Raw genomic sequence first — 13,457 nt, 5'->3', positions numbered from 1 at the left:
CTTAATTTGACTAATGAACACAGATGTTATTTTGACATCTTGAGAATCTGGTGTTATTCATGGATAGTATTGTGTTAAACTATCAATGAAATACTTTTTACTTTTAATCAACACTATATTCAGCTTATTGGCCCTCAAAAAATCACAAAAAATGAGTAAAAATTCAGATAAATTATTGATCCTGTTTATTGCGGTATCGGTAATCAGCATGTTTTCATGTCATCATACACCCAAGGGTTCGGGAATCATTGATTTATCACCAAGCATGGGAATAGATAAAGACAGCTTGAATGGATGGGAAATAGAGTATTGGAGTCCAAAGGGAAATTACAAAATTATCGACTTGGAGAATAATACACCAGGTGTTTTGGCTATTGAGACAGACTCCTTTACTGTTTCCAGGTGGTATAGAAAAGTCCAGCTGAAACCTTATGGTAAATACAAGGTGAAAGGGGAAATCAAAGCTGAAAATGTGGAGAGCCAGGGTGAAAAGGGAGGTGCTGGGCTCAGGTTGGGACAGATAACTTTAGACAATGATACCGTTTTGGTAGGTACTACAGATTGGATTTCCTTTGATTATGAGTTCAATACCGAAGGCTTTGATAGCTTTTTGGTAGAAAGCATATTGGGGAAAGAAGGGCCTGCAAAAGGAGCCTTGTACCTGAGGAATGTAGAAGTTCAGGAAATTGAGGTTGCCGAATTGAACCCAGCTGTCAAGATTGACCTGTCAGCACAGAGAGAACCTATGGAAGACTACATTTATGGTCAGTTTATTGAGCACATGGGTAAATGCATCTACGGTGGGATTTGGGCGGAATTGTTGGAGGATAGAAAGTTTTTTTACGCACCAGGATCGGAAAATAGTCCATGGAAGGTAATAGGGTCGCATGCCATCCATGATAGTACATTTAAGTATTCAGGAAACGCAACACCTTTGATAGCATTGAATTCCACTGAATTCAAGGGGTTGGAACAAAGGAATCTAAAGTTTAAGGTTAAAGCTTATGAAGGTTACTTTTTGTTGGATATTCCGGGAAATGTAAAACCAGAAATTTTCTGGTTGTCGGGAGACCAAAAACAGGCGGTAGAAATTTCATCCACTGAAAAGTCTGGTAGCCATACCAAAGTAGCTTTCTCCTTCCAACCGTCGAGAGAGGTGGAAAATGGTGGTTTGGGGGTGAGGGCCAAAGGTTCGGGAAAAATGCGTTTGTTGGCAGCCACATTGATGCCTTCAGACAATGTGAAAGGATTCAGGGCTGATGTTTTGGCATTAATGAAAGAACTGGATGCACCCATCTACCGTTGGCCAGGGGGTAATTTTGTAAGTGGCTATGATTGGAAAGATGGTTTGGGGGATCGTGACGCAAGACCTACCCGCTACGAGCGTGCCTGGGATGGTTTGGAGACCAATGATGTGGGGATCCATGAATTTATGGAGTTGTGCGAGCTTTTGGGAGCCGATGCTAACATAGCCGTCAATACTGGCTTGGGGACAACAAAAATGGCAGCAGAAGAAGTCGAGTATGTCAACGGTGATATCTCGACAAAAATGGGTAAATGGAGGGCTCAAAATGGCCATAAAGAACCATATAATGTAAAACTATGGGCAGTAGGCAATGAAATGTTTGGAGATTGGCAACTAGGAAACATACCTGTAGAGGAATATGTAATTAAGCATAATGAAGTGGCAGAAGCAATGAAGAAAGCCGATCCAAATATAGAACTGATCGGGGTAGGTTTTCCAGGCCGCTGGAATGATATGATGTATGAGCATTGTCTGGACAATATGGATTACATCAGTGAGCATATTTATAAACAAGATTGGCATTCTGGTGGATTGCTGACACATGCCAGGCAGCTTTCCGACCTGATCAAGGAGGTGGCAGATGAACACAGAAAGAGGAGCGATAATGCCGAAAAACCAATATTGAAAATTGCCATGGATGAGTGGAATTACTGGTATGGACCACATGTCCATGGTCTTTTGGGAACCCGTTACTTCCTTAGGGATGCGCTGGGTATTGCAGCAGGCCTGAATGAGTTTTCGAGACAATCAGATATTTACTACATGGCAAATTATGCCCAGACGGTCAACGTTATTGGTGCGATTAAGGCCACACAGACAGGAAGCTGGATGGAAGGCACAGGATTGGTGTTGAAGATGTACAGACATCATTTTGGGACGATCCCTCTAAAGTTGGAAGGAAACCAAAGTCCGTTGGATGTGGCAGCTGCTTTGACGAAAGACAAGAAATTCCTAACCTTGGCTGTAGTGAATGCCAATTTTAAAGATTACGAGCTGGGAATTGGTTTGGGTGAAAACGTAAATTTGGCAAAAGGGGAGATGTATATTGTTACAGCTTCTGATGACATGGATTTCAATGATGAATCAGAGGAGAAAATCACCCTTGTATCAAATCCTGTTTCTTTGTTGGATGGCAAAATCAATGTCCCGAAAATAAGTTCGGTTATTTATAAATTTCCTCTTGAATAGAGGTTAAAAACGGATGGGCTCGGAGGAAAATTTCTAGATTTTGACCTAGGCAACAAAAGGTTAAACTGTAAAGCTGTAAAGCAAATTTAAACATCATAAAGGCCAAATTGAAAATTCAATTTGGCCTTTATCTTAATGTGGTTTTTAAACTTTTTTATTTGATTTTTCTCTGCATTGCCATCACCTTGTTTTTTTTTCGCTCAACCTTTAATCTCAACACAAATAGCCAATATTTATGTGTATTTAAATGTGAAGAAAATTATAATATTTAGGTTCTTGGTAGAATAGAGGATGATGTAATTCAATAGATTAGAATCCTTCGGCGAAAATATCCTCAATCACTTTAAATTGAAATCCAAATAAACCGAGTGACGCTCGTAAGAATCATAAAATGGTTTGAAAACAACCCCGTCTATGGTAAATTCCAAAGGCTTGTCAGTCATATTTATTGTTTTGCTGATGTCGTTTGCATCCAAAGTTATTTTTCTCCATTCTTTTCTAGCTTCAGGTTCTTGGGCTGCCAGTAAAACAGGACCGTAAAACAAGCTGGCGATGTTTTGCTGATCCATCACCGGATCTAGGTAGAAATGAAATGGCATCTTTAAATCAATGGTATCCCCTTTTTTCCATTTTCTACTGATAGTCAGGTAAGTGCCTGGTTTTGCTTCAAGTTGTTGGGTCTTTCCATTTATTTTAACAGAAAAGCCATTTGTGGCCCAACCTGGCACTCGCACTTTGATGTCAAATTTGCCGCTCCCATTGATCGTCAATCGGGTCTCATCCTCTTTAGGAAAGCTTGTGGATTGCTCCACTACGACATTGCGTTCTTCCCAATTTAGTGTCGAAGGAATATACAGGTTTACATAGAGGCTTTTATTGTCTTTCCCCTTGTGGTAAATGGCACTTTGCAGTTTGGTACTGCTTTCTATGGCTGTTCCATTGCAGCAGGTGAAGCCAGTCATCTTTGAATTCCCAAAATGCTTGATCGAACCAGGCCTAAGCGGTACATGATAGGTGTTTCCCGGATTGTCTTCTGCTACGGATGCCAAAATATGGTTGTACAAACCACGCTCGTAGTAATCCATCAACTCCCCACGCTGGTCGAAGAGGAAAAGTTCATTTGTCAACTTCAGCATGTTGTAGGTGGCGCAGGTTTCATTTTGACCCCCTGAAGAAAAGCCATTTTCATACAGTGTCGCAGGCTGTGCAATAAAACATTCGGCATTTGCCGGATTCCGTGCACCTGCCACCCCTCCAATGCTGTACGTGTAATCATTCACCGTCTTGTACCAGAAATTTTCAGCGACCTTGTAATACTCAGGTTTATGGGAAGCACGGTAAGTCTCTATGCTTCCTACTACTTGCGGAATATGCTGATTGGCATGAAGTCCACGAAAAACATCTACGTTCTTGGCGAGTCCGTGTGTTTTGGCCGTGTCGCCAAAGAACATCCTGATGTTGTCAAACAACTGGGCAGTTTCCAGGTATTCAGTTTTATCCGTTATTCGATAAAGTCGGGCCATTGATTCATTCATTCCACCAAATTCCCCCGCAATGTAGCTGTTCCACATTTTTACAAGTTGTTCGGTTGGCACATTACTCAGTCGGGCATGTACCCAATCGCCCATGCCAGTGGCTACATCAAGTGCTTTTTTATTGCCGCTTACAGCATAGATATCGATCAATCCTGCCAAGATTTTGTGAAGTGTATAATATGGCGCCCAAACCTGTGAATTCTGCCCACCGTAACTAGCTCCCTGCTCAAGCATGATAAATTGGTCTGGTGGATAGGCACTGATATAGCCTTTTCCCCAATTCCAGTAATCTGTTCGGATACCTGATTCACTAAGGTCGGAATCATAGGAATCTTTCCCAGGACCAGCGGGCACAGCCCTTGGATCTAAAACAAATGGAATCCCCGGTGCTTTCTCATTTCCTGATAACATTGACAATTCATACAAGGTATTGACCATGTATTCCATTTTTTCCAGGAAGTTTTCCTGTAAGTTTTTGTCATATCCAGTTCCCTCGTATGCTTGGGCGATTGCTGTCAGATAGTGGCCAGTAGCATGCCCTCTCAACTTTGTTTCCTGACTGTCCCAAACACCAAGTGGAGTAGCACCTTCAGGTTGCTTTTGCCCATAAGCATTACGGAACATATACAGGAAGGAATCTGGGTTCGTTTCTGCCAATGTTGTGATAAACTTGTCGCGGTTTTCAATGAATTTTGTATCATCTCCAAAAGAATCGGCTTTCAAAGAAACCTGGGCTAAGCTAAATGTCTCCAGTTGTAAAATTGGAGTGGGAGGTTTGATTTGGCTCTTTACTTTAATTGTAGCCTTTGGCTGAAGGTCGGTACCAGAAACTCGGCCTGTTAAGGTGTAGTTTCCAGGGTTGAGTACTACACTGTTGTCTGTATCGGCTGGCCAAATTACACGTACTTTAGGGCCTTTTATCCCATCTTTATAGGTTCCTTCGACATAGGTTGGCAATCTTGGTAATTCACCGATTCCTGTTTCAACTTCCACATCCGAAATGCCAATTAGATAACTGTTGAACAATTGTTGCTGTGATTCAGGGAATTTTTGGAGATCATCCTCTTTCTTATCTTCATTTACAACCCCTTCATTTAGGTTTTGTGTGTTTCTATTATAGATCATTCCAACCTGCTTATTGCTTAAAGGGATTCTGTAGATACGAAAGTCATGAATCAATGCATTCAATGCATTTCCTTCCGGCAGCTTTGATTTTCCGATATAGAGTGGTTCTTTTGCCAAAGTCTGATTTTTAAAGATTTCCCCGAGATTAAATCTTGTGTCACTTATTTGGCCAACTTGTTTTCCGTTGAGGTAAGCTACCAATGATTTGCCGGGAACATCCACTACGATTGCAATATGAACCCATTTGTTTGTTTCGATTTTCTGAGTTAGAATTTCTTTTTTCTCTGACTCTGAGGTGCTTATCAGAGCATGAAATCCTTTTTGGTTTTTAGTACCTGTGAGTACGGTGACAAAGTGTTTGTCAGCACCATTTCCAAAATCAAAGAGTATTTGGCCAGATTCCTCCGAGCGTAGGTTGACCCAAGCGGAAATGCTGATGGATTCTATATCAGCCAATCCATCCGAAGGTATCGTAATGTAGGCATCTTCATTCCCATTGAGGGAAATGACTTTTCCAAACCTGCTGTCATTTACGAATAAGGATTCTTTTCCATGAAATTCCCCGTGGAGGTTATTCCTAGACCAGTCTTTGACATCCCCATCGAACAAATACCTTGCAACCATCCCAGTCTCCCCAATTCCATCCAGAATCTGATCGCCACTTTGCGCAGCCAAAGGACTTATTGAGATGGCTAGGATGAATGAAAATAGGATGGATTGTACATTTATAAATTGCCTTTTCATTATTTTACTTTTTGGATTATTCATGTAAAAATATCAAAAATAAACCTTGGCCAGTAAGGCTATCTTAGCCAACAGTCATACTATTTTACCCAATATGCTTCCTTGACTCTAAGTGCTAATTCTTAATTTTTTTCAAAATTTTCTTCAGGTCAAATTGGTGAATATTGTATTGGTAAGAGCCGATTTTGTGAAAGTATGGAGGGATAAGATTTCCTATCTTGTAGACAGATTGATTTGATTGAAATTTTGACGTGATTCTAGAGCAGATTTCATCAAGAGCATTGTTTCAAAATGCTAGATCTAATAAAATTTAGGGTTTACAGTACTATTAAAGAGGAGGGAGGTTTTTCCCTCCTTTTTCTATTGGTGAGGTATTTCTAAGTTTTCCAAAAACTTCCAATTGGTTTTATAATTCTTTTTCACTTCCTCCCCACTCAATACAATCCGTAGGATTTCTATCGGGATGCTGTTGTTGTGAAGGATTGAGTCATGAAATTCCTTTTCAGGCATTTTCCCACTGTTTACCAATTCATCTTTGAGGGCATAGAGCTGAAGTCCTCCGACCATATAGGCAATCTGGTACAGAGGGCCATAGCTTCCTTCAAAAGATCTTCTGACTTCTGCTTCTGCATTGGCGCGCTCGTGCCCAACCTTATCTACCAAAAAGTCAATGGCTTCCTGGGGAGTCATTTTTTCCAAATGATAGTTTAAACTGAAAATGATCCTCGCACAGCGGTGCATTCTCCAGAAAAGCATGCCTATTCTGTCCTCGGCAGACTTGGGAAAAGACTTCTCCCAAAGTGCTATCTCCCAATACAAAGCCCATCCTTCAATCCAAAATGGTGTTGAGAAAAGTGTTCTGTATGGTTTGTGTCGCTGCATCATAAATCCTTGCAGATGATGTCCAGGGATCAATTCATGCTGAACTGTGGCTCGTGAAAAATGTGGATTGTTTCCACGCATACTCATCATCTTTTCCTCATGGCTCATAGATGAAGTAGGATATGATATCTGGATCACCTCACCTCCCAAAAAGAAGGGGTTGATCCGCTGGGCCTCAGGGGACATCATTCGCATTCGCCAAGTTTCTTTGGCCAAATCAGGAATGGTGATCAGGTCACGCTCCTCCAGAAAACCAATGGCTTCTTCTGCCAAAAAATTGATGTCTTCAGGCCAAGTTCCAGGCGGGACATAAGTGTTCTTGACATACTCTATTGCAGCTTTACAGTCATTCCCATAGCCCAAATCCCTAGAGGCTTTGAGCATTTCTTCTTCACACCAAACAAACTGTTTTTCCGCTTCTGCAATTAAGGCTTCGGGTGAATAGGGAATAAATTCGAATTCCAATTCCTTTTCCAATGCAGTTTTACCAATCGGTTTTCCAATAATTCCACTGCCATCATCTTTGACAAGTGTGTTCTTATAATGACCTTTGAGGAAAGTTTTGTAAGCAGTAAGGCTTTCATTCAGCGCTTCAAAAGGCTTTTCCATCCACCAAGAAAATTCAGGGTCATAACCATTATAAAATCCATAAGCTTCCTCGACTGACTTTTGCAAGCTTTGGATGGCATCACTGGCCAACTCAGCTTTCTGCCAACTTTCAAATGGTTTGCTGCTTTCTGTGTTTACTTGAAGAGATTTGATTTTCGCTGTAGTTTCATTAAAAATTGCAGCCAATTTTTGGGCATCTGGCTTTTTTCCTTTTCTCCTTTGAATGTAAAAATCAACCAAAGGTTGAGAGAATGAAGAAGCAGGCATGATTTTTTTAAATGATTCGTAGGCTTGTTGATGAAAGTATCGGTCTTTGGTAAGCTTGTTTTTGAAAACGAGAAAATCAATTTGGGAATCCCTATCAAGATCTTCAAACCTGAGATCTTCAAGTTTGTTAAGCCAATTTGAATAATGGAGGTCTATTCGCTCAAAGTATTCTTCTGAATGTCTGTTGGTATATTTTCTATTGAGGGAAGAAAGGTCAGCCTTGAAAGACTCTAATTCAGCATATAGTCCTTGACAAAAAGTGGAAAATGGGAGCATCATAAAAATGCACAGGAAAAAACACATCCCAATTTTTACTTTTTGCCGGGCCGGAAATAGCAAGTCTTCCATTGAAAATTTTCTCTTGTTTCCCTGGGGATTGGTCTTTTTGTAATAGTCTTTCATTGGTCTGATTTTAATTGGTCAAAATGAACTATATAGATTGTTTGTATGTGGAAATTAACAAATAATATGATCCAAAATCGGCAATGCCAATATTGTATAAGTCTTGATTAATCTTGTGCAATTTTCTTGGGAATTCATGTCGTAATTTTGAAAAGGATCAAAAATTTACAAGAAATGAATTGGAATGGAGTTTTACCTGCCGTGACAACAAAGTTTACCGCAGATGGCAGTATTGACTATAAGCTGTTTTTTGACAATGTTGAAGAACAGATTAGTGCTGGGGTCATTGGAATCATACTTGGTGGAACCCTAGGGGAATCCAGTGTATTGGAAGATGAAGAAAAGATGGAGCTTACTAGTAAGACCATTGCCTATGTGAAGGGAAGAGTGCCTGTGGTTTTGAATATTGCTGAAGGATCGACCAGAAAGGCAATAGCCTGTGCTCAAGCAGCGGAAAGGATGGGGGTAGATGCGCTTATGCTGTTACCTCCCATGCGCTATACGCCAGACCACAGAGAATTGGTTACATATTTTGCCGAAGTAGCCAAAAGCACAAAGTTGCCGATTATGATTTATAACAATCCGGTAGATTACAAAACCTATGTAACATTGGATGTTTTTGAAGAACTTTTGCCTTATGAAAACATCCAAGCAGTCAAAGAGTCTACAAGGGATGTATCCAATGTTACTAGAATGATCACTAGGTTCGGAGACCGTTACAAGATTTTATGTGGAGTGGATACTTTGACCATGGAATGCCTGACTATGGGAGCCCACGGACTGGTGGCGGGATTGGTATGTGCATTTCCAAAAGAGACAGTGGTTTTGTTCAATCTGATCAAAGAAGGCAAAACTACCGAAGCACTGGAGATTTATAGATGGTTTTTGCCATTGCTGGAATTGGATATCCATTCCAAATTAGTGCAATACATCAAACTTGCAGAAGAAATGACTGGTATAGGCTCGGCAAAAGTAAGGGCACCAAGGTTGGAATTGGTAGGTGAAGAAAAGGCTAAGATTGTAAAGTTGATACAAGAAGGAATTGACAGCAGACCTGTTCTGGAAAACTATAATATTCTGGTAGGTTAAAGCCAGCTAAATTCCAAAAACAAATCCCGATGAAAATTGCTTTTTCATCGGGATTTGTTTTAATGAACGTGTTTGATATTTATATTCCTGCAATAGGAAGATGGAGTGCAACCTGTGATCGTCTTAAACTGTCTATTGAAATAGGAAATATTGTAGTAGCCCGATTTGAAAGCAGCTTCTTTTACGCTGAGATCTTCTTCTACTAGCTGTCTGCATGCGTTGCCGATTCTAATTTCATTCAAAAACTGTGAAAAAGTCTTCCTTGTATGTCTTTTGAAATACCTACAGAATGCATTTACACTTAAATTGGCCACGTCTGCGGCATCAGCAAGGGAAATGTCCCTAGTGAAATTATCAAGGAGAAAACCAATCACAGAATTGATTTTTTCAGTGTCCCCAGCCTTTATTTCGGTGTCATACGTTACATGACTTAATGTTTCCAAATCGTCAGTTTGAGAGAGGTAATTGAAGATTTTGAAAAGATAGATAAGCCTGTCAAATCCATTTTTTTCTGTGATTTTTTTGCTGGACTTCAAAAGTTTTTTACGTGCTACCCCTTTCAAAAAAAGTCCACTTTTGGATTTTTCCAGAAACCTTTTGATAACATGAAATTCCTGAAGATCTTTAAACTTCTCACCCAATGCATCTGGGGAGAATAGAATTGATATATTCTGGGAAAGAAGCCCGTTCTCTGGACTGTAATATTCTTGATTACTTCGGAAAAAATGGGGTAGGTTGGCACCAATTATAAATGTGTCACCAGAATTGAAATTGCCAAAGGAATCACCGATAAAATAAGTACCTTTTCCTTCTATAATCGTCATGATCTGATATTCGGAATGGAAATGGAGGTTGTCATAGAAATGTTGATGACATTCTTTGAGAACCCTGACTGGTTCGTCAATATTTCTCGCAACTTGGTAAAGTAGTGGTTTCATGATTTTTTTAATTAGGGTTATTTATTGGTTTTAAAACAATTGATTCTTGCAATACCATAACTATAATTTGTAGATGCCACTGATGTGAACAAATGACGGGTCAAGGGTGATTGGATTAATATAGTTATGATATTGATTATTAATAATATGAAAATGAGCTTGTTAAAAATAGGGTTACATTAATATTGTATTAGTATTGGCCAATTGAGGTATAGAAAACCCTTATTTTTTAAGCATCTCTGGATTTACAGTGAAAAATAAACCTTTAGGTTTTTTATTTCATCTTTGATTTTATTAGTATGATACCATTGTGGATAAAATCATTAAAATTTCAGTTGTTTGATTTAATTAATCCACAAAATGCTCCAATGTTAATATTGTGTTATTAATGGGTAATAGACTATATCTGTAAGATAAGTGTATTAATTACATTTGTATAAGAGCCAAAGATTTGTTTTTCTAAGGCAATATCATAACCATTAGTTAAGCATGACACAATTAGAATACATTCAGCGCCAAATTAGGAGTCAGAAAGCCAAATCAAGACAATTTCCATTTCTGCTATTCTTATCACTGATTTTTTCGATCCCAACATCTGCACAAGATATATGGGATCGTATCAAGGCAAAGCCACAAACATTGGAGACAACTAAGAAAACCTACCTAGAAAATGATATTTTCAAATTGGGATTGCTCAATAGTAGCCATACAGTAGCCTCTTTGAACCCTAAGGTTGATCTCCTTTTTGACTTTGTTCCTTCCGAACTTTTGGACATTAGAAGCAGAGACAGTCTCTATCATCTTGGCGATATCAACCTCATGTACCGTTTTGCAGAAGGGGAATCGTGGAAGAGCTTTTCAAGTGCACACCAAAGAGAGCTATCGACAAATGCGAAAAAAGGGACCTCCAAAAAGTCAGTTTCCTTGGTGAGCACAAATCTTAGAGAGCGTGATCAATTGGCCGTTACAAGAACTTGGGAAATGGGGAAAAATTCATTAATTCTTTCCTTTGAGTTGAAAAATGAATCCAGAAAGCCAGTTGAGATCGGGTATTTGGGAGTTCCCATGATATTCGATAATATCTTGCACAAAAAAAGTCTTGAGGATGCCCATTTGGAAAAGGTATTTTATGACCCTTATATAGGAGGGGATGCAGGATACCTTCAGGTGGTAAGGTTACATGGAAAAGCACCTGTGCTTTTGGTAATTCCAAAGGAAAATGCCGCTTTTGAAGCTTACAGTCCATTGCTGGATGATCAGACCCCAAGAAACATCACATTTGAGGGATTTCATGATTGGGTGGTCCATAGCAAAGCCAAAGCTGAGGGGAAATGGAAAAATGCCGACCAATGGATTGAGCCATCCTCAGTTGTCATTGCCCCAGGGGAAAGCTACAGGAGCAGCTTGGAATTTTTGTTGGCAGATGACCTCAGGTCAATTGAACCGACTTTGGTTGCCAACGATAGACCGGTGGCAGTTGGATTGCCCGGCTATGTAGTGCCAATAGATGTAAAGGCAAGCTTGCGTTTGAAAGCACCACAACCCATCAAAGAAATGACTGTTTCTCCAAAAGGCGCATTGACCATCACAAAGAATCCCGAAAAGGATGCTGACGGATGGCTGGCATTTGATGTGGAAGGGAAGCAGTGGGGAAGGGCGAAAGTCGAAATCACTTACCTTGACGGAACTAAGCAAGTATTATCTTATAAAGTAATCGATTCAGAAACTGAGTTGATAGAGAAAATGGGAAGTTTCCTAACCAAAGAGCAATGGTACGAAAATGAAGATGATCCCTTTGGAAGACACAATTCGGTGATTTCTTATGACTATGAGAAAAAAGCCCAAGTAGTAGAGGACTCCAGGGTATGGATAGCAGGCTTGAGTGATGAGGCTGGGGCGGGTTCTTGGCTTGCAGCTTTTATGAAACAATTACTGGATCCGAATGTGGAGGAAGTGGAGAAGCTCGGGAAATTTATGCACGAAACTCTCTGGGGTGGCATACAGTACAGTGAAGGAGAGAATAAATACGGTGTAAAAAAGAGCGTGTTCTATTATGAGCCAGAAAAGATGCCGGCTGGAACTTACAGTGAAAATGTCAATTATGGTACTTGGGCTGCTTGGGACAAGGAACATTCAGATTCCCCAGGACGCTCTTACAATTATCCCCATGTGGCAGCTGCACATTGGATTATGTACAGACTATTGAGATATCATGAAGGTTTTGCACTTCCACAAACTTGGGATTGGTATCTGGAAAGTGCATTCCGCACATCAATGGCAATGGTAGAACTGGCACCCCATTATGCCCAATTTGGTCAGATGGAAGGTACAGTGTTCCTGATGCTTCTGGATGATCTCAAGAATGAGGGAATGGAGTCGTTTGCCAAAGAACTTGAAGGGGCCATGAAGGCAAGAGCGGATGTTTGGTCAGCTTTGGCTTACCCTTTTGGGAGTGAGATGCCTTGGGATTCTACAGGACAGGAAGAAGTGTATATGTGGACGAAATATTTTGGGATGGATGAAAAAGCAGACGTGACATTAAATGCAATTTTGGCATACATGCCCACAGTACCACATTGGGGTTACAATGGTTCAGCAAGAAGATATTGGGATTTCCAATACGGAGGGAAAATCCAAAGGATCGAAAGACAGCTTCACCATTATGGGTCTGCATTGAATGCCATTCCTGTCATGCAGGAATACATCGACAATCCCGAGGATCTTTATCTTTTGAGAGTCGGGTATGCAGGGATGTTGGGTGGAGTTGCCAATGTCACAGAGGATGGTTTTGGTCCTGCTGCATTTCACTCTTATCCTGAAATGCTGGCAATAGATCCTTACAGTGGAGATTATGGTTCGGGATTTTTTGGCTATGCCGTGAATTCCAAGTCGATCTTACTTCATGATAAGACTTTCGGATGGCTGGGATTTGGTGGCAACGTCCAAGAAAAAGATGGTTTTGTAAAGATGGCATTGACTTCGGCAGGAAGAAAGCAATTGTTTTTGGCAACCGAAAAACTACTTGTAAAACTGGAATCGGGGAACATTCTCGAAGCTAAGTATGATCCACAATCAAGTAAGCTACATTTGTTTTTGGATAAGGCAAATGCCATCACTAAGAATGCCTACTTTAGAATATCCCACCCTACGAAAAGCGATTGGGATTTGGGATTAGAGAAACTAAAAAATGGTGCATACATTCTTCCTTTGGGAGCTGAACAAAAAGAATTGATAATCAGTCTGAAATAGACACTTCTAAAGAGCTATGTTTTTCTTTTTTCAATAGGGTTGAAACCTGCCGGAATACAATTTCGGTAGGTTTCTTTTTGTCCAGTCCAATTTAAATTGTTGTGAAAAGTTTTAGGTGTTTAA

6 protein-coding genes are annotated in these 13,457 nt (G+C 40.2%); 3 read left to right on the top strand and 3 right to left on the bottom strand.

From position 1 onward, the window contains the following. The first annotated feature begins 151 nt into the window (after positions 1-151). Positions 152-2,494 (top strand): alpha-L-arabinofuranosidase family protein, encoded by a 2,343-nt coding sequence (locus MM236_RS00620; protein WP_241272983.1) that lies wholly within the window; start codon positions 152-154, stop codon positions 2,492-2,494. 338 nt (positions 2,495-2,832) lie between these two features. Here MM236_RS00620 and MM236_RS00615 read toward each other — a convergent pair whose 3' ends face one another. Further along, positions 2,833-5,898 (bottom strand): beta-L-arabinofuranosidase domain-containing protein, encoded by a 3,066-nt coding sequence (locus MM236_RS00615; RefSeq protein WP_241272982.1) that lies wholly within the window; start codon positions 5,896-5,898, stop codon positions 2,833-2,835. 360 nt (positions 5,899-6,258) lie between these two features. Further along, complete coding sequence (locus MM236_RS00610) at positions 6,259-8,058, bottom strand: DUF885 family protein (protein WP_241272981.1); 1,800 nt, start codon at positions 8,056-8,058, stop codon at positions 6,259-6,261. 174 nt (positions 8,059-8,232) lie between these two features. On the opposite strand from MM236_RS00610, the gene MM236_RS00605 reads away from it, so the two are divergent. Beyond that, positions 8,233-9,147, top strand: a complete 915-nt coding sequence (locus tag MM236_RS00605; RefSeq protein WP_241272980.1) for a dihydrodipicolinate synthase family protein — start codon at positions 8,233-8,235, stop codon at positions 9,145-9,147. Between the two features lie 59 nt (positions 9,148-9,206). Here MM236_RS00605 and MM236_RS00600 read toward each other — a convergent pair whose 3' ends face one another. Further along, on the bottom strand, positions 9,207-10,085 hold the full coding sequence (locus MM236_RS00600; RefSeq protein ID WP_241272979.1) for an AraC family transcriptional regulator: 879 nt from the start codon (positions 10,083-10,085) through the stop codon (positions 9,207-9,209). Positions 10,086-10,574: 489 nt separating this feature from the next. Between MM236_RS00600 and MM236_RS00595 the strand changes: the two genes are divergently transcribed. Then, on the top strand, positions 10,575-13,334 hold the full coding sequence (locus MM236_RS00595; protein WP_241272978.1) for a DUF5695 domain-containing protein: 2,760 nt from the start codon (positions 10,575-10,577) through the stop codon (positions 13,332-13,334). The last annotated feature ends 123 nt before the right edge of the window (positions 13,335-13,457 follow it).

The sequence above is a fragment of the Belliella calami genome, from assembly GCF_022549695.1.
In the GTDB taxonomy this organism is placed as follows: Bacteria; Bacteroidota; Bacteroidia; order Cytophagales; family Cyclobacteriaceae; genus Belliella; species Belliella calami.
The sequence above is the reverse complement of the archived record's forward strand: the minus strand, read 5'-3'. Positions and strand labels throughout refer to the sequence as shown.

Coding starts and splice junctions, on each gene's coding strand:
- MM236_RS00595 (WP_241272978.1), top strand. CDS start 10,575: ATGACACAATTAGAATACATTCAGCGCCAAATTAGGAGTCAGAAAGCC.
- MM236_RS00605 (WP_241272980.1), top strand. CDS start 8,233: ATGAATTGGAATGGAGTTTTACCTGCCGTGACAACAAAGTTTACCGCA.
- MM236_RS00620 (WP_241272983.1), top strand. CDS start 152: ATGAGTAAAAATTCAGATAAATTATTGATCCTGTTTATTGCGGTATCG.
- MM236_RS00610 (WP_241272981.1), bottom strand. CDS start 8,058: ATGAAAGACTATTACAAAAAGACCAATCCCCAGGGAAACAAGAGAAAA.
- MM236_RS00615 (WP_241272982.1), bottom strand. CDS start 5,898: ATGAAAAGGCAATTTATAAATGTACAATCCATCCTATTTTCATTCATC.
- MM236_RS00600 (WP_241272979.1), bottom strand. CDS start 10,085: ATGAAACCACTACTTTACCAAGTTGCGAGAAATATTGACGAACCAGTC.